Origin of the sequence: Bradyrhizobium sp. ORS 285 (assembly GCF_900176205.1) — a bacterium.
Lineage (GTDB): Bacteria > Pseudomonadota > Alphaproteobacteria > Rhizobiales > Xanthobacteraceae > Bradyrhizobium.
Window position 1 is genome coordinate 5,420,521 of the sequence record NZ_LT859959.1, and the last position, 23,249, is coordinate 5,443,769.

24 protein-coding genes are annotated in these 23,249 nt (G+C 66.0%); 13 read left to right on the forward strand and 11 right to left on the reverse strand.

Features of this window, described 5'->3' with window-relative positions:
- Positions 1-113 precede the first annotated feature (113 nt).
- Positions 114-350, reverse strand: a complete 237-nt coding sequence (locus tag BRAD285_RS24330) for a hypothetical protein (RefSeq protein ID WP_035647270.1) — start codon at positions 348-350, stop codon at positions 114-116.
- A 199-nt stretch (positions 351-549) separates the two neighbouring features.
- On the opposite strand from BRAD285_RS24330, the gene hemE reads away from it, so the two are divergent.
- Positions 550-1,581 carry a uroporphyrinogen decarboxylase gene (gene hemE, locus BRAD285_RS24335; RefSeq protein ID WP_035647273.1) on the forward strand — a complete coding sequence of 344 codons (1,032 nt, stop codon included), beginning with the start codon at positions 550-552 and terminating at the stop codon, positions 1,579-1,581.
- 4 nt (positions 1,582-1,585) lie between these two features.
- Here hemE and hemC read toward each other — a convergent pair whose 3' ends face one another.
- The 3 genes from hemC to BRAD285_RS24350 all read right to left on the reverse strand — a co-directional run bounded on the left by hemC (position 1,586) and on the right by BRAD285_RS24350 (position 5,491).
- Positions 1,586-2,527 (reverse strand): hydroxymethylbilane synthase, encoded by a 942-nt coding sequence (hemC, locus tag BRAD285_RS24340; RefSeq protein ID WP_050886918.1) that lies wholly within the window; start codon positions 2,525-2,527, stop codon positions 1,586-1,588.
- Between the two features lie 51 nt (positions 2,528-2,578).
- A complete protein-coding gene (locus BRAD285_RS24345) occupies positions 2,579-4,204 on the reverse strand; it encodes a GMC family oxidoreductase (RefSeq protein WP_006613191.1) in 1,626 nt (541 codons plus the stop codon).
- Between the two features lie 93 nt (positions 4,205-4,297).
- The gene (locus BRAD285_RS24350; protein WP_006613192.1) at positions 4,298-5,491 is read right to left on the reverse strand and encodes an acetate/propionate family kinase; all 1,194 of its coding nucleotides are present in this window, start codon (positions 5,489-5,491) and stop codon (positions 4,298-4,300) included.
- A 178-nt stretch (positions 5,492-5,669) separates the two neighbouring features.
- Here BRAD285_RS24350 and BRAD285_RS24355 point away from each other — a divergent pair, with 178 nt between their 5' ends.
- Both BRAD285_RS24355 and BRAD285_RS24360 read left to right on the forward strand, forming a co-directional pair.
- A complete protein-coding gene (locus BRAD285_RS24355; protein ID WP_006613193.1) occupies positions 5,670-6,704 on the forward strand; it encodes a uroporphyrinogen decarboxylase family protein in 1,035 nt (344 codons plus the stop codon).
- A 138-nt stretch (positions 6,705-6,842) separates the two neighbouring features.
- Positions 6,843-7,487 (forward strand): hypothetical protein, encoded by a 645-nt coding sequence (locus tag BRAD285_RS24360; protein WP_006613194.1) that lies wholly within the window; start codon positions 6,843-6,845, stop codon positions 7,485-7,487.
- A 5-nt stretch (positions 7,488-7,492) separates the two neighbouring features.
- On the opposite strand, the gene BRAD285_RS24365 is transcribed toward BRAD285_RS24360, so the two are convergent.
- From BRAD285_RS24365 to BRAD285_RS24380, 4 genes are all read right to left on the reverse strand, one after another.
- Complete coding sequence (locus BRAD285_RS24365) at positions 7,493-8,473, reverse strand: PDR/VanB family oxidoreductase (protein WP_006613195.1); 981 nt, start codon at positions 8,471-8,473, stop codon at positions 7,493-7,495.
- 11 nt (positions 8,474-8,484) lie between these two features.
- The gene (locus BRAD285_RS24370; protein ID WP_006613196.1) at positions 8,485-9,240 is read right to left on the reverse strand and encodes a GntR family transcriptional regulator; all 756 of its coding nucleotides are present in this window, start codon (positions 9,238-9,240) and stop codon (positions 8,485-8,487) included.
- Positions 9,241-9,245: 5 nt separating this feature from the next.
- On the reverse strand, positions 9,246-10,289 hold the full coding sequence (locus BRAD285_RS24375; RefSeq protein WP_006613197.1) for an aromatic ring-hydroxylating dioxygenase subunit alpha: 1,044 nt from the start codon (positions 10,287-10,289) through the stop codon (positions 9,246-9,248).
- A gap of 394 nt (positions 10,290-10,683) precedes the next feature.
- Positions 10,684-11,292, reverse strand: a complete 609-nt coding sequence (locus BRAD285_RS24380) for a nuclear transport factor 2 family protein (protein WP_006613198.1) — start codon at positions 11,290-11,292, stop codon at positions 10,684-10,686.
- 864 nt (positions 11,293-12,156) lie between these two features.
- Between BRAD285_RS24380 and BRAD285_RS24390 the strand changes: the two genes are divergently transcribed.
- Positions 12,157-12,564: a DUF1992 domain-containing protein gene (locus BRAD285_RS24390; protein WP_006613199.1), complete on the forward strand. Its 408-nt coding sequence runs from the start codon at positions 12,157-12,159 to the stop codon at positions 12,562-12,564.
- A 58-nt stretch (positions 12,565-12,622) separates the two neighbouring features.
- Here BRAD285_RS24390 and BRAD285_RS24395 read toward each other — a convergent pair whose 3' ends face one another.
- The gene (locus BRAD285_RS24395) at positions 12,623-13,303 is read right to left on the reverse strand and encodes a hypothetical protein (protein WP_244563560.1); all 681 of its coding nucleotides are present in this window, start codon (positions 13,301-13,303) and stop codon (positions 12,623-12,625) included.
- Between the two features lie 304 nt (positions 13,304-13,607).
- Between BRAD285_RS24395 and BRAD285_RS24400 the strand changes: the two genes are divergently transcribed.
- The gene (locus BRAD285_RS24400) at positions 13,608-14,087 is read left to right on the forward strand and encodes a VOC family protein (RefSeq protein WP_006610835.1); all 480 of its coding nucleotides are present in this window, start codon (positions 13,608-13,610) and stop codon (positions 14,085-14,087) included.
- 31 nt (positions 14,088-14,118) lie between these two features.
- Here the strand turns inward: BRAD285_RS24400 and BRAD285_RS24405 are convergent, their stop codons facing one another.
- Positions 14,119-14,838 carry a class I SAM-dependent methyltransferase gene (locus BRAD285_RS24405; protein ID WP_006610834.1) on the reverse strand — a complete coding sequence of 240 codons (720 nt, stop codon included), beginning with the start codon at positions 14,836-14,838 and terminating at the stop codon, positions 14,119-14,121.
- A 575-nt stretch (positions 14,839-15,413) separates the two neighbouring features.
- Between BRAD285_RS24405 and BRAD285_RS24410 the strand changes: the two genes are divergently transcribed.
- The 7 genes from BRAD285_RS24410 (at position 15,414) to BRAD285_RS24440 (ending at position 21,744) form a co-directional block, all read left to right on the forward strand.
- Positions 15,414-17,162 carry a hypothetical protein gene (locus tag BRAD285_RS24410; RefSeq protein ID WP_006610833.1) on the forward strand — a complete coding sequence of 583 codons (1,749 nt, stop codon included), beginning with the start codon at positions 15,414-15,416 and terminating at the stop codon, positions 17,160-17,162.
- A 109-nt stretch (positions 17,163-17,271) separates the two neighbouring features.
- Positions 17,272-18,234 (forward strand): PDR/VanB family oxidoreductase, encoded by a 963-nt coding sequence (locus BRAD285_RS24415; RefSeq protein ID WP_006610832.1) that lies wholly within the window; start codon positions 17,272-17,274, stop codon positions 18,232-18,234.
- Between the two features lie 5 nt (positions 18,235-18,239).
- Positions 18,240-18,443, forward strand: a complete 204-nt coding sequence (locus tag BRAD285_RS24420; protein ID WP_006610831.1) for a hypothetical protein — start codon at positions 18,240-18,242, stop codon at positions 18,441-18,443.
- Positions 18,444-18,710: 267 nt separating this feature from the next.
- Positions 18,711-20,351: a nitroreductase family protein gene (locus BRAD285_RS24425; RefSeq protein WP_006610830.1), complete on the forward strand. Its 1,641-nt coding sequence runs from the start codon at positions 18,711-18,713 to the stop codon at positions 20,349-20,351.
- A 79-nt stretch (positions 20,352-20,430) separates the two neighbouring features.
- Positions 20,431-21,168 (forward strand): ankyrin repeat domain-containing protein, encoded by a 738-nt coding sequence (locus tag BRAD285_RS24430; RefSeq protein WP_006610829.1) that lies wholly within the window; start codon positions 20,431-20,433, stop codon positions 21,166-21,168.
- Positions 21,165-21,482, forward strand: a complete 318-nt coding sequence (locus tag BRAD285_RS24435) for a hypothetical protein (RefSeq protein ID WP_006610828.1) — start codon at positions 21,165-21,167, stop codon at positions 21,480-21,482. The genes BRAD285_RS24430 and BRAD285_RS24435 overlap by 4 nt, the downstream gene beginning before the upstream one ends.
- Before the next feature lie 22 nt (positions 21,483-21,504).
- Entirely contained in the window at positions 21,505-21,744 is a 240-nt protein-coding gene (locus BRAD285_RS24440; protein WP_006610827.1) for a hypothetical protein, read from the forward strand.
- Positions 21,745-21,956: 212 nt separating this feature from the next.
- Here the strand turns inward: BRAD285_RS24440 and BRAD285_RS24445 are convergent, their stop codons facing one another.
- A complete protein-coding gene (locus tag BRAD285_RS24445) occupies positions 21,957-22,406 on the reverse strand; it encodes a Rieske 2Fe-2S domain-containing protein (protein ID WP_006610826.1) in 450 nt (149 codons plus the stop codon).
- 192 nt (positions 22,407-22,598) lie between these two features.
- On the opposite strand from BRAD285_RS24445, the gene BRAD285_RS24450 reads away from it, so the two are divergent.
- A complete protein-coding gene (locus BRAD285_RS24450; protein ID WP_035645501.1) occupies positions 22,599-23,240 on the forward strand; it encodes a glutathione S-transferase family protein in 642 nt (213 codons plus the stop codon).
- The last annotated feature ends 9 nt before the right edge of the window (positions 23,241-23,249 follow it).

Below are 23,249 nucleotides of genomic sequence, written 5' to 3' on the forward strand. Positions count from 1 at the left end.
ATGAGCCGGATCCGAATCGGCCGCACCTACACCGTACGACTACGGAAACGCCCGTACAACTACGGAATTATGCTCTGCAACGTGCGTAGTTCGCTCCAACGAGGCTCGTTAGTTCAACGTGCGAATACCGATCGCACCTTGTCCCACAACGAAGGCTCGTGCTCCTCGCGCGTGTCGCTTCCCTTCACGCGCGTGGTCGACGGCTGCTGCATGCTGACGGGGTCGGACGCTGGGAAGGTGTCCATCAGTCCCTTGTCGAGCTGCGACTTCGCCTCCCGGTCGAGACGAACGGCCTCGCGCGGATCGACCGCGTGCTTGTCGTGCGGAGCGGGGTTGAATTTCTCGGCCATGATCGATCTCCCTGTGCGACGACAACGCGGCGACGAAACGCGTGTTCCCGCGTCGAGAGGGCGTCGCGCTGCCGCAGTTGCATCGGGGGGCGGTAGGCCTTGCGAACGGATAGGAGCTTGGCCGGAACCGCCCGGCCATGTATCACGGACGGTAAACTGTTCCCCAGGGTTGCGGAGCCCCAGCGTGAGTGAGACTGCCGTGAACAAGCCTTTCATCGACGTGCTGGCCGGCCAGCGGCAGAGCGTGCCGCCGATCTGGATGATGCGGCAGGCCGGCCGCTATCTGCCGGAATACCGCGAGGTCCGCGCCAAGGCCGGCGGCTTCCTCGACCTCTGCTTCAACCCGGAGCTCGCCGCTGAAGTGACCCTGCAGCCGATCCGCCGCTTCGGCTTCGATGCCGCGATCATCTTCTCCGACATCCTGGTGATCCCGCACGCGCTCGGACGCAGCGTCCGCTTCGCGGTCGGCGAAGGCCCTCGACTGGATCCGCTCGACACGCGGGAGAAGATCGCAACGCTGTCCGGCGAGGCAGATCTGTCAAAGCTCGAGGCCGTGTTCGAGGCGCTGCGCCGCGTCCGCGCCGAGCTGCCGCAGAGCACCGCGCTGATCGGCTTTTGCGGCGCGCCGTGGACGGTCGCGACCTACATGGTCGCCGGCCAGGGCACGCCCGACCAGGCCCCGGCCCGGCTGCTCGCCTATCGGCATCCCGACGCCTTCCAGACAATCATCGACGCGCTGGTCGACAGCTCCATCGCCTATCTGCTGAGGCAGCTCGATGCGGGCGCCGACGCCTTACAGATTTTCGACACCTGGGCCGGCGTGCTGTCGCCGCGCGAGTTCGCGCGCTGGTCGGTCGCGCCGACGCGGCGCATCGTCGAGGGCGTGCGCAGGGTGCGTCCGGATGCCAAGATCATCGGCTTTCCGCGCGGCGCCGGCGCGCTGCTGCCGGGCTACGTCGCCGAGACCGGCGTCGACGCCGTCAGCATCGACTGGACGGCCGAGCCTGGCCTGGTGCGCGAGCGGGTGCAGAACAAGGTCGCGGTGCAGGGCAATCTCGATCCGCTGGCGCTGATCACCGGCGGCGCGGCGCTCGACCAGGCGGTCGACGACGTGCTGGCGAGCTATGCCGGCGGCCGCCACATCTTCAATCTCGGCCACGGCATCACGCCGGAAACGCCCATCGCCCATGTCGAGCAGATGCTGGCGCGGGTGCGCGCCTACAAGGGATGAGAGACTAACGCGGCCGGCTGCGCTCGATCAGCGCCGCCGCGCCGTTGCCCAGCAGTTCGAGCCCGACCGCACGGCCGAGCTCGCGCGGACGATCAGCGGGACCTACGCGCTGGGCCTCGATGAAGTGGCCGCCATCTTCGTCGAGCACCGACGCCGTCAAGGTCATCTGACCGTTCTCGATGGTCGAAAAGCCCGCGATCGGCGAGTTGCAGTGGCCGTTCAGCACCCACAGCACCTCGCGCTCGGCATCCGCGCAGGCCCGCGCACCGGGGTCATCGATGGCGGCCAGGATGCGCCGCGTCTCGAAGTCGGCCGCTGGGCATTCGACGGCGACGATGCCCTGCCCGGCCGCCGGCAGCATGTCGGCTGCGGGGAATTCGTAGGACGCGCGCTCCGACAAACCCACGCGCTCCAGTCCGGACCGCGCCATGATCAGCGCATCCGCCGGGCCCACCGCGCCGCCATCCGGCAGTCGCTGCAGCTCGCCATTGTCGAGCTTGCGGATGCGGGTGTCGGCCGCGCCGCGGAAATGGATCAGCTCGGCGTTCGGAAACAGTCTGCGCGCATAGGCCGCCCGGCGCACCGCATTGGTGCCGATCTTGAAACCCCGGCCACCGTCCTTGCGAAAGTCGTCCAGCGACAACCCCTGCCGCAGCACCAGCACGTCGCCCGGCGGATCACGCGACAGCAGCGCCGCGATGACGAGGCCCGGCGTCTCCTCATTGCCCGGCATGTCCTTCAGCGAATGCATCGCCGCATGCAGCTTGCCATCCAGCATGGCCCGCCGGATCTCGGCGACGAAGGCGCCGCCCTTGCCGCCATGGGTCAGCAGCTTGCTGGTCTGGTCGGAATCACCCGTCGTCTCGAACTTGACGATCTCGATGTCGAGCGACGGGATGGCCGCCTGCAGCCGGCGGGCGATCTCCTCCGTCTGCGCCAGGGCCATCGTGCTCTTGCGGGTGCCGATCCGGAAACGTGTCACGAACTCATTCCTGCGTCAGCGCGCGTCCTGCAAGATCATGTCGGAGGCCTTCTCCGCGATCATGATGACCGGCGCATTGGTGTTGCCCGAAACCAGGTCCGGCATGATCGAGGCATCGACGACGCGCAGGCCATCGACGCCGCGCACGCGCAGGCGCTGATCGACCACGGCCAGAGCATCCGTCCCCATCCGGCAGGTCGAGGTCGGATGATAGATCGTGCTGCCGGTCTGCCGGCAATAGGCCAGGATGTCGTCGTCGCTCACGACCTTGGGTCCCGGAAAGGCTTCATCCGAGACATACGGCCTCAAGGCCGGCGCCGCCAGGATTTTCCGCAAGATGCGCAGACCGTCGATATTGGCCCGCCGGTCAGTCTCGCTCGCCAGATAATTGATCCGGATCTCGGGCGGCGTTACCGGGTCGGCACTCCTGATCCGCAGCGAGCCCCGGCTTTCCGGCCTGAGCTGGCACACCGAGGCCGTGAAGCCGGAAAAGGTGTGCAGCTTCTCGCCCATCTTGTCGGTCGAGAACGGGATGAAATGGATCTGGATGTCCGGGCTTGCGAGCCGAGGGTCGGTCTTGAAGAAGGCCCCGGCCGTGCCGGCCGCGATCGTCAGCGGTCCCTTGCGGAAGGCGGCATAGCGCGCGCCGGCCAGCACCTTGCGCACGGGATGATTGACGATGTCGTTGAGCGTGATGCGCTGACTGCAGCGCATCACGATGCGCACCTGAAGGTGGTCCTGCAAGTCGCTGCCGACTCCCGGGGCGTCGAGCACCACATCGATGCCGTGCTGCCGCAGCAGTTCACCAGGACCGACCCCGGACAATTGCAGCAGCTGCGGCGAATTGTAGGCGCCACTCGATACGAGGATCTCCTTGCGGGCCCGCGCTGTCCGCAGCCGTCCGCGCTGGCTGAACGTGATCCCGGACGCCCGGCGTCCCTCGAACAGGATACGCTGGGCCAGCGCGTCGGTCTCGACGTGGAGGTTGCTGCGACCGAGAGCCGGTCGCAGATAAGACACCGCACTGCTGGCGCGGCGGCCGCGCCGCGTCGTGGTCTGGAAAAAGCCGACGCCCTCCTGACTCGCGCCATTGAAATCGGCGTTGAACGGCAGGCCGGCCTCGACCGCCGCCTTCACGAAGGCCTCCGAGAGCGGGTCATCGTGGCGCCAGTCGGACACCGGCAACGGCCCGCCGACGCCGTGATAGTCATCGCCGCCGCGCGACTGATTTTCCGCACGCTTGAAATAGGGCAGCACGTCGTCATAGCCCCAGCCGACATTGCCGCGCTGCCGCCAGCGGTCGTAGTCCTCGTGCTGGCCGCGGACATAGAGCAGGCCGTTGATCGAGCTCGAGCCGCCCAGCACCTTGCCGCGCGGCTGGAACACGGAGCGGCCGTCGAGACCGGGCTCGGGCTCGGTCTGATACATCCAGTTGACAGTCTTTTCCTTGAACAGCTTGCCGTAGCCGAGCGGAACGTGGATCCAGATGTTGGTGTCCTTCGGGCCGGCCTCGAGCAGCAGCACCTTGTGCTTACCGTCGCTGCTGAGCCGGTTGGCGAGAACACAGCCGGCCGAGCCGGCACCCACCACCACGTAGTCGAACTCCAGGTCCGCGTCATCAGACGCCACGCTGCCTTCCATCGTTCCCTGCCCGGCTCTCTTGGTCTTTCACCCTGGATGATAGCAGAACGCCGGGACATGCAAGCGCCAAATCAGCAGGTCTGGTGCTCCGTCTCAGTCCTTGCGATGCTCGGCGAGCAGCGCTGCGGTGTGCGATGCGATCATCATCTCCTCGTCGGTGTTGACCACGAACAGCCGCACGGAGGAATCCCCGGACGAGATCACGGGTTCGCCGGCGCGATTCCGGTTCTTGTCGAGCACCATGCCGAGCCACTCGAAGCCTTGGCAGACGCGCTCGCGAATCCGCCAGGCGTGCTCACCGATGCCGCCGCAAAACACGACCGCGTCGAGGCCAGACAGCACGGCGGTCATGGCACCGAGCTCACGCCTGATCCGATCGACGAAATAGTCAATCGCCTGCATCGCCTGCGGCGTTCCCGCCGCCTCCAATGCGCGCATGTCCTGCGACAGCCCCGACAGCCCCTTCAGTCCCGAATGGTGGTAAAGGAGATCACTGATCGCCTCAGCCGTCATCCGCTTCTCCTGCAGCAGATAGAGCACGACGCCCGGATCCAGCTGTCCGCAGCGCGTGCCCATCGGCAGGCCGTCGAGCGCGGTGAAGCCCATCGAGGAGCCGATGCTCTGTCCGTCACGGATCGCGCACATCGACGCGCCATTGCCGAGATGCATGACGACCACGCGGCCCTTCTCATCGTCGGGCGCGATCTCCCTCAATCGCGAGACGACGTACTCGTAGGACAGCCCGTGAAAACCGTAGCGGCGGACGCCCTGCTCATAGAGCTCACGTGGCAACGCGTAGGTGTCGTTGACCCAGGGATGGGAGCGATGGAACGCGGTGTCGAAACATGCGACCTGCAACGCATCGGGGAAGGCGCGATGGGCGGCGCGAACGCCGGAGAGATTATGCGGCTGGTGCAGCGGCGCCAGCGGATTGAGCGCCTCCAGACGCCCGACGACATCATCGGTGATGACGATGGGCTGTGTGAACTCCAGCCCGCCATGAACGATGCGATGGCCGACGGCGTCGACGGCGGAGCGCCCGACGGCGCGTTGCAGGAGGTCGATCACCACGGCCATTGCAGCATCGTGGTCGGCCGCTCTCGCCGCATCGAGAGCTTCATCAGCAAGCGTGCCGCTGCGCTGGCGGGCTTGCAAATGCGGCGTGGCGCTGCCGAGCCCCTCGATCTGGCCCCGGAGGGTTTCGACGGGGGCGGCCTGCTCTTCGAACAAAGCGAACTTGATCGAAGAGGAGCCGGCATTGAGGGTCAGGATGTGCCGTCGTGTCATCTCACCTCGCATGACCTCGGAGGGGTTTCTCGCCAACTCACAAATTGGAGAAAATACCACCCATTTTCATGACGCCCCAAAGACAACCAAAACGATAGGTTGCATTGCCTTGCCAGGCGCCTCGTCTGCTAGCTTGCGACAAATCGAATCGGACTGCGGGAGGATCATTGTGGTGAACATGCCTAGACATCTCCTGCCGACCACCGTGATCGGAAGCTATCCGCAGCCGGACTGGCTGGTCGATCGCGCCATGCTCTCCAAGTCCATTCCACGCATCCGGCTGCAGGGCATGTGGCGCATTCAGCGCCCGCTGCTCGAGGAAGCCCAGGACGACGCCACTGTTGTCGCGATCCACGACATGGAACAGGCGGGCATCGACATCATCTCGGACGGCGAGATCCGCCGCGAGAGCTACTCCAACCGCTTCGCCACCGCACTCGACGGGATCGATGCCGACAATCCCGCGATCATCATCTCCCCGGCCGGCAACAAGACGCCCGTCCCGCGCGTCGTCGGGCCGATCCGGCGCAGATATCCGGTTGAGCTGCGGGACATGGAGTTCCTCCGTCGCAACACGATCAGGGCGGCCAAGATCACGCTGCCCGGCCCGTTCACCCTGAGCCAGCAGGCGCAGGATGATTTCTATCACGACGATGAAGCGGTCGCGATGGCGTTTGCCGAGGTCGCCAACGCCGAGGCCCGCGACCTGCAACGAGCCGGCGCCGACGTCATCCAGCTCGACGAGTCCTGGGTGCGCAGCAATCCGCAGGCCGCGCGGCGCTATGCAGTCAAGGCCATCAACCGCGCGCTCGATCATATCACGGTGCCCACCATCGTTCACGTCTGCTTCGGCTATGCGGCCATCGTGCCAGGCTCCAGCAAGCCGAGCGGATATCCGTTCCTCACCGAACTCGCCGAGTGCTGCGCGACGCAGATCTCGATCGAGGCGGCGCAGCCGCGGCTCGATCTGGGCGTTCTCAAGGATCTCTCTGCCAAGACCATCGTGCTCGGCGTGCTCGATCTCGGCGATCCCGAGATCGAGCCGGTGAGCGTCATTGCCGAGCGCATCCGCAATGGCCTCAAAGTCGTGGCGCCGGAGCGGCTGGTGGTCGCGCCGGACTGCGGCATGAAATATCTGCCGCGCGCCACCGCGTTCGGGAAATTGAAGGCGATGAGCGCGGCGGCTGCGCGGGTGCGCGAGGAACTCGCCTGAAAGTTCAATGTGGCAGACGCGGCGCATATCGGGCGACCGTCTCCACGGCAGCGCCACCCTGCGTCCCCATTCGGGGAATAAGGCAGGCGGTGAACGCCATGGGTCGGCCGGGCCGATCTTGGCGGGATGGAGGCTCTGATGGCCGTCTGCTTCACGTCTAAACACCTGGCCGGCGCGATCGCCCTGTTCGGCTGCGCGTGCAGCGGGACGGCGAGCGCCGATCCGATCGAGGACGTCATGGGCGGCCTGCTGCGCGATGCGCGCAGCTCGTTTGCGCGAATGGTGCCGCTCGATCTCGTACCGACGATGCCGTCGTTGCAGCCTCCCCCAATTCAACAACCCGCCCTGCCGCGCGGGCCGCAGCAGACGCAACCCGCTCCGCAGGCGTCGAGCAAGCAGCCGCCAACTCAAGAGCGGACGGCCAAGACCAAGCCGCCGCCCAGCCCCGCTGCCGCGGCGTTCGCCGCCGCGGATGCCGCGGAGACGGTCGCCGACGCCAATCTCGACGCCGCGCTGGCGGCCAACGAGAAGGCGGTGGCCGAGCGCAACGCCGCTGATGCCCTAGCCAAGGCCAGCCCGACCCCCGCCAACATCGCCGCGGCGAAGGCGGCAGCCGAGGCGGCCCACATCGCCGAGGCCAACCTCACCGACGCGCTGCTCGCCGACAAGGAGACAGATGCGCGCCTCAAGGCCGCGCGCGCCGCCCTTGCGGCGGAGCAGAATGGCCGGAGGTCGCAGGCCAGGCCGCAGACGCCGATGCCGGTCAGCCTGACCGACAAATAGCAGCCTCACACCGCGTCAGCGCGCTCCAGCGTGTCGATGGTGACGACGCCATGGGCGCGCGACACGCAGGCGCAGAGCTTGCGGTTCTCGTGCTTCTGCTCGTCGCTGAAGAACACGTCGCGATGATCGATCTCGCCGTCGACATCGACGACGTCGATGGCGCAAACGCCGCACTCGCCGCGACGGCAGTCGGCCATGACCTCATGGCCGGCCGCATTGAGCACGTCGAGCATCGAGCGATCGCGCGGCACGACGATCTCCTCGCCGCTGTCGCGCAGGCGAACCTTGAACGGTTCGGTCGCCAGACGCCCCGACGATCCGAACGTCTCGTAGCTGAGATCGGACGCCGGACGGCCGCAGGCGGCCCAAGCGCTGCGCGCCGCATCCAGCATCCGCATCGGGCCGCAGAAGAGCACCGCCGTGCCCTGCGGCAGGCTGGCAAACAGAGCCGACAGATCGAGCCGCTGCGCCTGGTCGGCCGCGTAGACCGACAGCCTGTCGCCGAGCAGCGTCGCGAGCTCGTCGGCATAGGCCGCGTCGCCATGCGATCTCACCGCATAATGCAGCGAGACGTTCGGCGTCTTGCGAAGCAGCGCCTGCGCCGCACCGACCAGCGGCGTGATGCCGATGCCGCCGGCCACCAGACAATAATGCTGATACTGCCAGCCGACCTGCAGCAGCGAGGTCGGGCTCGCCACCTCGATACGCGCGCCCGGCTGCAGCGACCAGAGATAGCGCGAGCCGCCGCGTGAATCCTCGGCGAAGCGCACGGCGATCCGATAGCCCCGCGGGTCGGCTTCGCCGACCAGCGAATAGGAACGGACATCCGGCTGCCCGTCGACGAGCACGCTGACCTTGATATGGCTGCCGACCGGATAGGGCGCACAGACATAGCCGTCAGGTCGCAAGAGAAACTCACGAATGCCCGGCGCGAGGTCGCGCGTCGCCACCAGCGTCGCGGGCGACCAATTATCCTGGAAGCGCATGGTCGTCTCCCTTAGTTCGAGCTCATCGTCTTGATCAGAACGGCGGCCGGCACGAGGTCCATCGGGCCGCGCGCCTTGACGGCCAGCCGCAGATTGCGCGCGGCGAGACGGGCATGCTCGCGCATGATGCTCTCGGCGCGCGCGCCCTCGCGGTTCTCGATCGCATCGAGGACGATGCGATGATGCTCCTGCGCGACCACCAGAATGTGCCGCGCCTCGGGCAACGCCGACTGTGCCATCACGAAACCGCTCGGCGAGGCGAACGGCAGCGCGCTGGCGCGATCGACCTGGCGGATCACCGGCGGGCTGCGCGACAGCTCGGCGAGCAGCGCGTGAAAGCGGGCATTGAGCGCGACATAGGCCGAGAACGCATCGAAGGAGATTTCAGCCGGCGCGATCAGCTCGTCGATCTGGGCGAGGCACTCGCGCATCGGCTCGGTGTCGCGCACGGAGACGCCGCGCTCGGCGGCGAGGCGTGCCGCCAACCCTTCCATCGTGCCGCGCACCTCGATGGAATCGAGCACGTCGCGCTCTGAGAACGATTTGACCATGAAGCCGCCGGACGGAATGGCCTCCAGCAGCCCCTCCTCCTCCAGCCGCACCAGCGCCATCCGCACCGGCGTGCGCGAGACACCCGCCGCCTCTACCGCCTGCAGCTCCGATATCCGTTCGCCTGGGCGCAAGCCGCCGGTGAGGATCAGGTCGCGCAGCGTGAGCTGCGCGCGGACGGTCTGCGAAATCGAGCGATCGGCCTCACGCTCAGGCATTCCAACTACTCCGCGGCTTCGCGCAGCGGCGTTTCACGCGCGATCATCCGGTCGATGATACGCCGTGCCCACATCGCCCCTGCATCGATGTTGAGGTTGTAGAAAACACGTCCCGGGTTTTCGTCCATCGCGCGCTGCTGCGCCTCGAGGATGAATTCGTCCTCGCGGAAGATGCCGGACACGCCTTCGCGGATCTCGGTCGTCAGCCGCTGCTCGGAGAGCTGATAGTTGCGGGCGAAGGCCCAGAAATAATGACAGGTCTTGTCGGTCTCGGGCGTGATGGTGTTGAGCACCATGCCGTTGACGCCCTGCGACCGGTCGCCTTCCGGCGCCCCGGTGCCGGTCGGCGCCACGCCGACATCGATCGTCACGGTGCACGGAGCCTCGAAGCGAATGATCTGCCAGCGGTCGACGAGGCCGGGCTTGCCGAGCTGCTTGGCCCAGAACGGCGGCGGCTCGATGCCGCGCATCCAGCGCGTCACTGTCGCGGTGCGCTCGCCATGGGTGACGTCGAACGGCGCCTCGGCCACCGCGTCATTGCCGATCGACGAGCCGTGCACGAAGGTCTCGTGCGTCAGGTCCATCAGATTGTCGACGACGAGGCGATAGTCGCATTTGACCTGGATGGTCTTGCCGTCGCCAGCCCATGCGGGGTCGTGATTCCAGTGCATGTCAGGAATCGTGGCGGGATCGGCCAGCGCCGGCTCGCCCATCCACAGCCAGATGAAACGGTGACGCTCGACGGCGGGATAGGCACGCACGCAGGCGGAGGGATTGATGGTCTCCTGCGACGGCATGAAGGCGCAGCGGCCCTGCGGGCTGAACTTGAGGCCGTGATAGCCGCAGACGACGGTGTCGCCTTCCAGCCGCCCCTTGGACAGCGGTACCAGGCGGTGCCAACAGGCATCCTCGAGCGCGGCAATCGTACCATCCGCCTTGCGGTACATGACGACATGCTTGCCGCAGATGGTGCGGGGCAGCAGAGCCTGCTTGACCTCGGCGTCCCAAGCCGCCGCGTACCAGGCATTCATGGGGAATGAAGCAGCCATCGCGTTTCCTCGTGTCGGTATACTTCCAACTGGGTCACTGTATACAGCAACTGCACCTTACGGCGCAAGTTCCCGGTTTTTTCCGCGATGAGCAGTCGTGATTGTATACACCATCCTCTCCTGCCGGCCTGATGACGACCGGTTCCATGTTCAATGTAGCGTCTAGGTCCTTTCTTATTCAACTATTTGGACGATTGATCCGCTTGCCGGGCCCGAGCGTCCAAACCGATCCCATGCCGCCCCAGCCCCCCCCCGTCGACTTGCTTGGCCCCCTAACGGAATTCCACCTTCGGCGGATCAGACTGCGTCGCCCGATTGCGATGGGGCATATTGACGCTCGCACAGTGTCGGCTGAGCTCCATCCGGCGCGGACGGGCGATGCAGCGTTCAACGATCACAGCGGCTCGCCCCGCAGCCACGCCGCGCCGCGCGCATACAGCGCCTCGACTTCCGGCCCCTTCAATCCCGGCATGTCGCGCTTGACGGTGTAGCCGATGCGGGTCTGCAGATAAGCGAGATGGCGATAGCCGACGGGAAACTGCTCCAGCAGCGCGCGATCGAGCGCGGGCACGGCGCCGGGCGTGATCGGGTCCATGCGGTCCTTCTCATAGATCGGCTGGCGCAGCACGATGCCCCATTTACCCTGGCGCTTTTCGAGGAAGTCGTAGAAGCGCCCGGTGCAGAGCACGTCGCACAGGATGCCTTCGACATCGGCGCGCTGCGAGATCGTCATCTTGGTCTGCGCGATCGCGCGGCTTCCTGCCAGATCGACCGAGATGCCGCCGAGAAAATGCAGGATGTTGACGCCCTTCGCCCAGGCCGCCTTGCTGATCTCGATGAACTCGTCGCCGGTGCCTTGCGTCCAGGTCGCCATCATCCGCCCATCCGGATGCCACACGGTGCGGAAGCGCTCCCAATCGCCGGCATCGCGCCAGATCGCCCAGTTCTGCAGCAGTTCGCGGATCTGGCGGTCGTCCTCGATCTCGGCGGCGGTCTTGGTCATGGGGTGTCCTCCTTGCGTTATCGGAGTTGGATTAAGTGATCGCAGCAGCGGTGCAAAGTCGCGACTGATCATGGCTGCCCCGTATCGCGCGTCATCATCGGTGTCGTCCCGGCCTCGAGCCGGGACCCATAGCCACCGGCGTTCGGGGCTGGGAGCGCTCTATCCACCTGTGTGCCTCAAACATCCCCCTGGGGTTATGGGTCCCGGCTCGAGGCCGGGACGACAGCGGAGAGTGTGGCTCACAGTTTCCATCACATGGCATCCAGATGCGTCATCGTCTTCCCGCGGCACGCGTGCCCGGGTTGTGCATCGGTCATGTCCCTCCTGAAAAACGAGAGGGCGCGGAGAAGGCCGGACCTCGGCTGAGGCCCGTGGCCCGCCTGCGGAAAAGAATGCAGGCGGCAGGTACCACGAGTACAGCCGGACAGACCCGGCCTTCCCCGCGCGAATGGTTTTACGGTGTCCTTCGTGCTCTCCCTGGGGATCGGCGTTCTTGCCCCCATTTGCGACAACGCGCCGTTGGCGCGTTGCGCAGACCTCAGCGTCGAGAGGCCAGGACCACACGACTTCGCCGTCCGTGCCGGCCTGTGCTCGTCTGGCACAGCCGTCACGGCCATCGCAGCCCACCTCCACGATCGTGACGACGCGTTCGTCCCTCTGCTCGAGGCGGGTTGCACAGAGAAGAACATGATTTCGGAAAAATAGCAACAGGAATCTTTCTCGGCCTTCACGGTGACCACATTCGCTGGATCACCGCCGGCTTGCCAGCTTGGCTCCGTCCGGCCGGGCAGCTTCGCTGTTCTGGTGTCCATCGCGGTGAGCTGATAGGCTTGGAAGCGTTGCCACTCCAGAAGGCTGCCGGTCATGACTGAGCGCAAACCGCTGGCGACGAGCTTCGAGTCGTGGGTCGAGGCGCAGATCCGCACGGCGCAGAGCCAGGGCGCTTTCGACAATCTCCCGGGCGCCGGCAAGCCGCTGCCGAATCTCGGCGATGAACACGATCCGCTCTGGTGGGTGAAGCAGCTCATCCGGCGCGAGCAGGTCTCGATGCTGCCACCTTCGTTGGAGCTCTTGCGCAAGGTCGAGAAGCAGCTGGCAGCCATCGGTTCGCTTCCCGATGAGGCCGCCGTGCGCCGCGAGGTCGCAGCCCTCAATGCCGAGATCGCCAGGGTCAACGCGACGGTGCTGGAAGGGCCGCCGACCAGCCTCGGCCTGCTCGACGAGGACCAGATCGTGGCGCGCTGGGCTCATGCGTCCCGGTCCCGGAGATAGCCCGGATCACAGACGGCAGCCGCGATGCGCCGTTGGCGGCGCGATCGTCGTCCCCCCGCTACTGATTGATCCGGATCGACATCACCCGTCCACCCTTGAGCTCGAAGGAGAACGGGTGCGGCGGGTAGGTCCAGAGCTCGACGCCCTTCAATTCGGTCGGCTCGAAATGGCCGGCTTGGCCGAACACCTTGACGAGATCATCGGTCGTAGCGCCGAGCCCGACGCCGCTCAGCTCATAGCCCGGCGCGGTCGTGGTGCCGTCGCCGGTCACCTGCAGCGCGACGATCTTGTCGGCCACGACCGTGACCACGAAATACGGGTAGTGCTCGCGCTGCCCGACGAAATAGATCCAGGCGACCTTGTCCTGCGGCTGCTTCAGCGTCCGATGCGGCTGCCCCAGCGCGGCGGTGGCGGTGGCCGCCGCATCGCCGACCACGAGCGGGCCGAGACGCAGGCAGGCGCGCGCCATGACGGCAAGCAGCAACTCCTGCGACAGTTGGCGCGGCGGGGTCACGACACAGGCGAAGCCGGCGCCGGCGCGCTTCCATTCGCCGCGCAGGTCCTTCAGATCAGCCGGAACGGCCAGCCCCGGCGGCGGCGCCGGGCGTGCGGCGGCCGGCGGCGGTGCGGCCGGGCGCGGCGCCGATTGCGCATGCGCTGACGGCGAGAGCGATCCCGCCAGCATCCCCGCAACTATTCCGACAAGCGCCGTTCGAACCCGGCCTCCAGTCTCCACCATGTCGACGCCTACTTCCCACGCTTGCCCCGGCCGCCAAAGGCGTCGGGATCGCACTTCCTCGGATCCACCGGCTCGTAGCCCGACCATTCCATCTCGGCAATCCCGTCATATTGCTTAAGCACGCCGCATCGGCCTTGACATAGCCCTGCAAAAAAATGCGTGGACGAGCAACCATCATGTCGGATTGCCACGGCGAGCTTCGTCCTCGGATCAGCCGGATCGCGACGAACTGGCGTAAGCATCTCAACGGCTGTTGACCCCTGATGGAACGACGGCCCGCATCCGAGTGGAAGGAAGCCCTGCAATGCCAAAGCACAAGAACATCATCTGCCTGTGGTTCGACAAGGACGCCGAAGCCGCCGCGCGGTTCTATGCCGAGACGTTTCCGGACAGCCGTGTGAGCGCCGTGCACCGCGCGCCGGGCGACTATCCCTCCGGCAAGGCTGGCGACGTGCTGACGGTGGAATTCACCGTGTGCGGCATCCCCTGCCTCGGCCTCAATGGCGGCCCGGCCTTCACCCATAGCGAAGCCTTCTCGTTCCAGATCGCCACCGACGATCAGGCCGAGACCGATCGCTACTGGAATGCGATCGTCGCCAATGGCGGCCAGGAAAGTCACTGCGGCTGGTGCAAGGACAAATGGGGCCTGTCCTGGCAGATCACGCCGCGTGTGCTGACGGATGCGATGGCTGAAGGCGGCGACGTCGCCAAGCGCGTGTTCGCCGCGATGATGCCGATGCACAAGATCGACGTCGCCGCAATCGAGGCGGCACGGCGGGGCTGAAGCGTGCGCCGGAGCGCCCCCGCGCTCCGGTCTACGGGCGCAGGCAACGCAGATGCAGGAACAGCGGCACGCGCAGCCAGCGCCGGCTCGAGTCGCTAGTGACGATCGCTTCCGGCGTCGACGGCTCGCGCAACGATTCGATGAGAAAGCCTGCCTCTTCCAGCGCCGCGACATAGCTCTGCAACGGGCGGTGCGCGCTATGGAAGACCATGCTGAAACCATCGCGCTCGACCGCGTCACTGTAGGTGAAGGAGTCGAGATAGCTGCCCTGGATGACGAATGGCGCATCCGCCGCCAGGCTGGCGAACGTGCCGGCCGAGTTGAGCGGATGGACAATGGCCATGCACAGCCGGCCGCCCGGCTTGAGCACGCGCGCCACCTCGCGGATCGCGGCTTGTATGGCATCGACGTCCTGCAAGGACATGAAGGCAATGGCGAGATCGGCGCAGGCGTCGGTGAGCGGCAGCGCGGCCGCATCGGCCCGCACCACCGCGATCGACGGGTCGGCCGCGCGGGCGGCCGCGATCAGCGTCGGCGAGGCATCGACGCCGATCACCCGGTGCCCTCTGGAGGTGAGATGTCGCGACAGCCGGCCCTCGCCGCAGCCGATATCGAGCGTCAGTGCGCCGGGCGGCGGCAGCAGCGTGTCGAACTGCTCGCGATGGTGCCGCCAGAAGCTGTCATGGCCGGGTGCCCGCGCCCAGGCAAGCCATGGCCCAGCCTGATCTTCCCACTGCTCGCGCATGGTCATGGCAATCCCTTCCCGTCATATATCTGTGTTCGAGAGCCGCGCGTCATAGACCCGCGTGCGCGCCGTGTCATGTGACGTTTTCTTTGCGCCGGCTCGGCATCGCTTGAACAACCATCGTCTTCCGTCAGGCGGCGAAAGTCATGTCTCCGGCAAATTGATGCGGAGCGCCATCGAGCCCACCTCTCAACCCGGCGTCGAAGACGGCGATTAGTTCGCTCGCGCGGTCACGCAACGCACGAACGTCCAACTAATAGGTCACCATACATGCAATTGATTCTCATCGCTGAGCTGTCGATGTTCCGAGAGGAATGTCCTCGACGCTGCCTGCGACAGAACGCCGCAGCGCTCCACGACGACCTTTCATTTCTGCCCGCCATCCAGAAACGAACAGACCAGAACGGTGCCTCTTTGTCCTCGCGACGACGATTTCGTAACGGCGCACGGCCCGAAAGCGCAACTACACGCTCTCCCAGTCACGACCGTCGCGCGCATCTGCTCGATTCCGGCGCTCTCCGGGCCATTGCCCGCACCACGCCGTGCCTGTCGACGGCCGTCAAACCAGAGGAGACAATCGCATGGCCACCAACTTCAACGCGACAGCGCTGGCGAACGGCACGTCCAATCTGCTGACCCGGACGAGCGCGCTCAATCTGTCGACCGATCTGGTCCAGGCCGGCGTCGTCTTCAATGATGCCGTCCGCATCTCCCTCGGACTTTATTCCGGCGCACAAGGCAGCGGAAACTCCAACACATTCCTGTCCAGCTACACGACCGACATCCACGCGGTTCAGAACGACATCGCCGCCATTCTCGCCAACCCCAATGATGTGACGATCGGCGGCCAAACCTTCACGTTGAACTCCACCGACCTCGCGGTTCTCACCAATGTCCAGACGCAGCTCGGAACCTTGCTGAGCGCGGCCGCGCAGACCACCAATGCCACGACGATGTCGGCAGCCTCCCAGACCATTCACGCGCTGCAGACGGAGATCCTGTCGGAGATCAACAACGACGCACATCTCTCTGCCGCTTTGAACAATGTCGCGTTCACCGCCAACACCGGCGCGACGGACGTTGCGTTCCAGAACCTTCCGGCCGGAGCCGACGATCCGACGACGCTCGCGGCCGCCACGGCCGGCACCAGCCTGAAGGCCGTCGGCGAGGTCTTCAACGCCTCAGTCAGCGTGATCTCCGGCGGCATCAATGCGACCAATCTCACCCACGTGACCAACGACCTGACGGCGGTCCAGTCTGGCCTCACCGCGATCCTCAACAACGCCACCATGCTGGCGCAGATCGAGGCGGGAGAGACCGCGAACGCAGCGGCCACAACGACGCTGCATCTGCAGACCGTGCTCAACCAGATCAATCTGCAGCTCACGAAATACGATGCCGCCGCAGCGACCGGCAACACCACCGCGCTGCGCGGCACGACCGACAACCTGCTCGACATCATCGACATCGTCCAGAACGATACGGCGCTGAACACCGCGGCCGGGGGCAACGGCAATCCCGGACACACCGGCGGCTTCGCCGAGGATCCAGGCGGCCTCACGGGCACCGTCACCAGGTTCCAGGACAATCAGGCGCAGACGAATTTCTGGGCGACCTTCGTCGCCGAGGCCAACACCATCAACGCGCAACTGGCGGCGATCGTGAACGGCACCGGCACCGCGAGCCAGGCGCTGATCACGCAGATCCAGAACTACAACAATTTCGGCGCGAGCTTCGACGCCGCCCAGGGCGCAGTGTTCCAGGGCCGCTTCGACAACGAGCTCAACAACGGCACCTTGCAGGCGGACTCCGCCACCGCCATCAAGGGCCTGCAGGGCATCCTGAACGGCGACACCGGCGCGGCGCTCACCTCGGACCTCGCGATGCTGACCGCAGCGGGCCAGGGCTTCGTCGCCGACGCGCAGGACGTCAGCGGCAACAACATCGCGATCGGCGGCGCCAGCTATGTCGGCTCGGCGACGACGGTCTCGAAGGCAACATCCGTCGCCGGCCTCGCCCAGGGGACGACGAAGGTGACGGCCAATCCCAACATCGCCAACGGCACCGGCGGCACGGCGACCGCGGCCGCCACGACATCAGGCACCACGACCTCCAGCGGCGGAACGGCGAAGACGACCGGTACGACCGCGACGACGACCACGGGCAGGAGCACCACGGCGAATACCACCGCGACCACAACCAAGACGACGACGCACAGCTCGCATCATCACCACGCGACCGCCACGACCCACACCTCCGGTACGTCATCCGCGCACGACGCGTCCATGACCGACCATCACCATCACGTCATGCATTCGATCTGGGGTTGACGCCTGCGTCCGTGCCGGCAGGGCAAGCCGCCGGCGCGGACGGCAACCGATCTGGCCTTCTCCTTGCATCGTCCTCGTCGTCAGCCGGGTTGCTAGATGGAGTTGTCAGATGTCCGACAGCCTGCACACCGTTGTCGTGGCCAAAAAGGCCATCGAGGCGCACAACATGGCCTCGTTCGAGCTCATCCCGGCGGATGATCAGCCGCTGCCGGGGTTCACGCCGGGCAGCCACATCGACGTGACGCTACCGAACGGATTGACGCGGCAATATTCGCTGCTGAACAGCGCCGCCGAGCGCAACCGCTACTGCATCGGCGTGTGGAAGGATGCCAACAGCCGCGGCGGCTCCAAGGCGCTGCATCTCGACATCAACGAGGGCGACAAACTGCAGGTCAGCCGCCCGCGCAACCGCTTCAAGATTCCGAAGGACACCAAGCGCGCCCTGCTGGTCGCGCGCGGCATAGGCGTGACGCCGATGCTGTCGATCGCCGACACGCTGAAGGCGAAGGGTATCCCGTTCGAGCTGCACTACCTGTTCGCGCTGATGTCGCCGGACTCCTTCCGCGGCACCATCGAGGCCTCTCCGTTCGCCGAGGATACGAGATACTACAAGGAAGCGACCGAGGACAATCAGCTGCTGAAGGCGGCCGATCTGCTCGCCGACCGCCCGGACGACACCCAGCTGTTCATCTGCGGCGTCGACTGGTGGATGGATCCGATCATCGCCCTCGCCAAGCAGAAGGGCTTTGCCGAGGAGCGCGTTCACGTCGAGCGCTTCACCGCGAAGGCTGCCGCCGCGCTGCTCGACAAGGTGTTCGACGTCACCATCAAGAGCACCGGCGCCACGTTCAAAATTCCCGGCGACAAGACCGTCACCGCGTTCCTCGAGGAGAACGGCGTCAAGATCGCGACCTCCTGCGAACAGGGCATGTGCGGCACCTGCAAGACCCGGGTTGTCGAGGGCGACATCGATCACCGCGACAAGCGGCTGTCCGCCGCACAACGCGCCGAAGGCTATTTCCTGCCCTGCGTGTCGCGCGCCAAGGGCGACCGGCTGGTGCTGGATCTGTAGCAGCCGTGACCACCGAGACCGATCTATGGCAGACCGCGTGGATCATCGCGGAACAGCATGGTCATGAGGGGCCGGCCTTCGCGGCGCGCATGGCTGATAGTTTTAAGCTCGGCCACAAGATGGATGCGCATCGGGCATGGCGCTCGATCGCAGCCAAAGTCGCCGTGCTGATCGAGGCGACCGCATCGCGCCGGGCTCATCAGCATTGATGTCGAGAAGCGAACAGCGCCGGTCGCGCTGTTCGAAATCGGACAACTCTATCCACACTGTCATTCCAGGCGACGCGCATTCGCGAGCCCGGAATCGATCCATCAGCCGTGATTGTGGCTTCAGGGCCTGCGCCCAATGGGCGCATCCCGGGATGGACAAGGAGAGACAGGGGCGCACGTCCCGGAACGGATTTTGCTCCGTCGGACGCGGTCGCCCAGCGACCACCCAGCATGCGCGAACTCATCGCTCGCGCCTCGTGAGGAATCATGTCCGTGCCATCGTCCTCGGCAGCGGAGATGCCGGCTGCCGCCGACGTCGCGCTCGCCTATCACGCCCGCACCAAGCACAGCCTGAAGCGCTATGCGGCCGGGCCGGAGACGCTGGACTGGGATGCGCAGCCGAACCCGTTCCGTGAGTTCGCGGGCTGCAGGCGCACCGATCTGCCGCTGACCTCGGATCGCCTCGCAGCGAGCTTTGCCGAGGCCTATGACGGCACGGCGCCGGTCCAGCCGCTCACCATCGACAATGTCGCGCTGCTGCTGGAATTGTCGTTCGGGCTGTCGGCGTGGAAAGAATATGGCCCCGATCGCTGGGCCCTGCGCTGCAATCCTTCGAGCGGCAATCTGCATCCGACCGAGGCCTATGTCATCGCGGAGAGTGTCAGCGGACTCGGCGACGGGCTGCATCATTATGTCAGCCGCGATCACGTGCTGGAGCAGCGTTGCGCCCGCGGCACGGCATCGCCAGGCGCGCCGAGGCTGTGGCTCGGCCTGTCCTCGATCCATTGGCGCGAGGCGTGGAAATATGGCGAGCGCGCCTTCCGCTACTGCCAGCTCGACCTCGGCCACGCGCTCGGCGCGATCAGCTACGCGGCCGCTGCACTCGGCTGGCGCGCAAATGTCGTCGATGGCCTGGATAGCGCAGCGCTCGGCGCCCTCATGGGTCTCGATCGCAGTGGAGATTTCGCCGCCGCCGAAGCGGAGGACGGCGATGTTCTGGTCGCCATCGCACCGCGCGATGCCGCGCCTGCAAGTCCCGATCTGCCGCCGCCGTATACGATGGACGACAACTGGACCGGCACCGCGAACCGGCTCGACCGTCATCCGCTCTATCGCTGGCCCGTGATCCCCGAGGTCAGTGCGGCCACGGCCGGAGCTGCGCAGGATGCGGCCGCACCGCTCCTGCCTGATACGCCGCGTACGGCGCGATCGACGGCGCGCGCAGCCGATCTCATTCTCGGCCGCCGCAGCGCGCAGCGGTTCGATTCGAGGTACACGATGGATGCAGATGCGTTCCATCGCTTGCTCGACGCGCTGCTGCCGCGTGCCGCACCGCCCTGGGACGCCTGGCCCTACGCAGCACGGCTGCATCCGCTGTTGTTCGTACACAGGGTCGACGGCCTGACGCCCGGCCTGTATGCGCTGCCCCGCAGCCGCGAGGCGGAGGCCAGCCTGCGCCGCGCGCTGCGCCCCGATTTCGACTGGCGGCGGGTCGCGAGCGCGCCGGATCATCTGCCGCTGTTTCATCTGCTGCCGACCGACAGCCGCGGCGTGATCCGCACCGCGAGCTGCCACCAGGCGATCGCCGGCGACAGCTGCTTTGCCGTGGCGATGCTGGCCGAGTTCGCGCCGCTCGTCGGCGACAATCCGTGGCGCTATCGCCAGCTGCATTGGGAAGCCGGCCTGATCGGCCATGTGCTGTATCTCGAAGCGGAGGCGGCCGGCCTGCGCGGCACCGGCATCGGCTGCTATTTCGACGACTCCGTGCACGAGATGCTCGGTGTCGTCGGCGATCAGTTGCAGACGCTCTATCACTTCACCGTCGGCCGTCCGCTGACGGATGACCGGATCACGACGCTGCCGGCGTATCCGGGCCGCACACGCCATGAAGCAGGAGTTCTGCCATGAGACGATTGCCATGAGAGCGCGCATTCCGTTCCAACGCATCGACGTCGGCCACGCGACGGAGCTGTTGCAGCGCGACGATGTGCTGCGCTTCGACGTCCGCGACCAGGCTTCGTTCAATGCCGCTCACATGGCCGGCGCGCAGCATCTCACCCAGCGCAATCTCTCGGAGCTGATCACCGGCACGACCAAACGCACGCCGATCCTGATCTACTGCTATCATGGCAACGCCAGCCAAGAGTACGCCCAGACCTTCTCCGATTTCGGCTTCATGGAGGTCTACAGCCTCGACGGCGGCTATGAGGCGTGGCGGCAGCGCTTTCCCGCGACGAGCGGTGCGGCGGACGTGAGTTCGACATTGGCGGCCTGGCTGGTGGCCCAGGGCTTTCCGGCAGATGCGGTCGACGCCACCATCGCCAACCGGACCACGCCGCTGATGAAAGCCGCGCATCTCGGCAACGTTGCCATCATCCGCGAGCTGCTCGCGGCAGGCGCCGACATCGCGGCCACGAATGCGGACGGCAATAACGCGCTGTGGCTCGCCTGCGTCGGCCGGCATCTCGCGGCGATCGACGCGCTGGTCGAGGCCGGCATCGATCTCGACAACAGCAACGACAACGGCGCGACCGCGCTGATGTATGCGTCCTCGTCCGGCAAGGCCGAGGTGGTCGCGCATCTCCTAGCCAAGGGCGCCGACATCGGCGCCGAGACGCTGGACGGCTTCTCCGCGCTCGACATGGCCGCCTCGCTCGAGTGCCTGACGCTGCTGCGACAGGCCGCGAAGGCGGCAGCGCAGTCCAAGCCCGAGATGCGGCCATGACCGTCATCGAGCATGATTTCGGCATGCAGCAACGCCAGGTCGAGCGCCGCTTCCGCACGCTGCTCAGCCTCGACGCGCTGCACGAGGCCAATGTCCGCGCCAACCCAATTCCCTATCTGGAGCGCGCCAGCGAGCGCATCTATCAGCTCGAGAAGGCACTGTTCGACGCGCTGCAGGCGGCCACGCCAGCAGCGGATGCAGATGGCGAGATGGTCACGATCGGCAGGGCCGAGCTGCAGCGCCTGCAACAATGCCGGGCGATCGTCGAGAGCGCCTATGCCCAGCTGGTCGCAGACCAGCCCGAGGCCGAATGAACCATTTTAAGTGGAGAACGACATGAGCGACGGCTTCTTCGTGGACTGGGACGGCAACCTGCGCAGCGCGGCCGACCCCGGCGGCGGCTACCTCTGCGATATCGACACGGTCGCGCGCTACGTCGCGGTGACGACCAAGACCGGCGCGCTGGTGCATGAGGCGACCTTCTTCAGGACGCAAGCCGATGTCGAGAAGGCCGGCATCAAGGCGCAGCTGGTGCCGGGCAGTCATCCGTGGGGAAAGAAGTCGGACGGGTTTTGAGAGCGGAGTCTGTCATCAGAGACGAGCCGACCTAATTGGTCCCGACTCGTGATCGAACACGGCTTCGACCCCAAGCGACGCTGCACTCCCTCTCCCCGTTCTTACGGGGAGAGGGAGCACACCGCTCAAGCCTTATCAGCTCACATCATTCTTGCACTAGAGTGGCCCAGGAGCGGCAGGTAGGCAACTCCATAAAAGAGGAACACTCCCGCTCAATCCGGGTGGATCATGATCTCCATGGTCTCGTCGAGATCGTCGAACGGATCGGGGAAGCTGACATCCTCGACCAGCGCGACGCCGCAGAGGCAGATGTCGCCGTCGATGACGGCGAGCGCGATCGGCTCGAGGCTCTGGCCCTCGCAGCCGCCTGCATTGCAGAGGCCAGTGTCGATCTCGAAGGTCGCGCCGTGGCGGCCGCAGCGGAGCAGCGTGTGCTCGGCATTGAAGAACTGGCCGCTGCCGATGTTCAGCCATTTGCCGTCATGCGGGCAGGTGTTGACATAGCCGACGAAGCCGCCCGTGGCGGTGTGGATGATCACGATCGGAAACGGCCGCGCCTCGCCATTGTCGCCGATGCGCGACAGGCTGAACGCCTTGGCCTCGCCTTTGGCGATGCTGGCGGTCGGACAGATGACGTAGACTTCCGGCTCACGCTGCGTCATGCGCTGATCTCCCTGATGGCGCGACGGGAGCAGCAGAACTTCAACACGTCTCCTGTCGCAAACCTGACGACAGCGGCCCGATTTGGCGAGCCACGGCGCGTCATTCCCGATCTGCCCCGATCTTTGCATGAAGCATGCCGGTGGACCGGTGACGCCACGCGCGATGTCGGCTTGGAGACAATGATGGCCCCGATGAAGTTCTACATGACGCCGGGCTCGTGCTCGACCGGCATCCACATCATCCTCGAAGAGCTCGAGGAGGTGTTCGAGGCTTACATCGTCAACCTGCCGGCCGGCGATAATTTCAAGCCGGACTACGTCGCGATCAATCCGAAATCGACGATCCCCGCTCTGGTGCGGCCGGATGGCAGCGTGCTGACCGAGGTGCCCGCGATCGCCTATTGGCTCGGCCGCTCGCGGCCGCGCGCCAGGCTGTGGCCGTCCGAACTCGAAACCGAGACGCGGCTGCTGGAGGCAATGACCTACATCGCCGGCACCGTGCACGGCCATGGCTTCGCGCGCATCTTCGCCACGCCGACCTTCAGCCGCAACGAGGCCGACCAGGAGTCGGTGCGCGCGCTCGGCCGCAACATCGTCGTGAAGGGCTTTGCGATCCTGAGCCGGATGCTCGGCGAGCAGCCTTATCTCGGCGGCGACTTCTCGGTCGCCGATCCGATCCTGTTCTATGTCGAATTCTGGGCCGACAAGACCGACATCGCCCTGCCCGCCAATCTGCTGGCGCACTACCGGCGGATGCTGGCCAGCCCGGTCGTGCAGCGGGTGCTGCGCGAGGAAGGGTACAATCCGGCGACGCTGGGGCGGGCGACCGAATAGCCCGAGCCT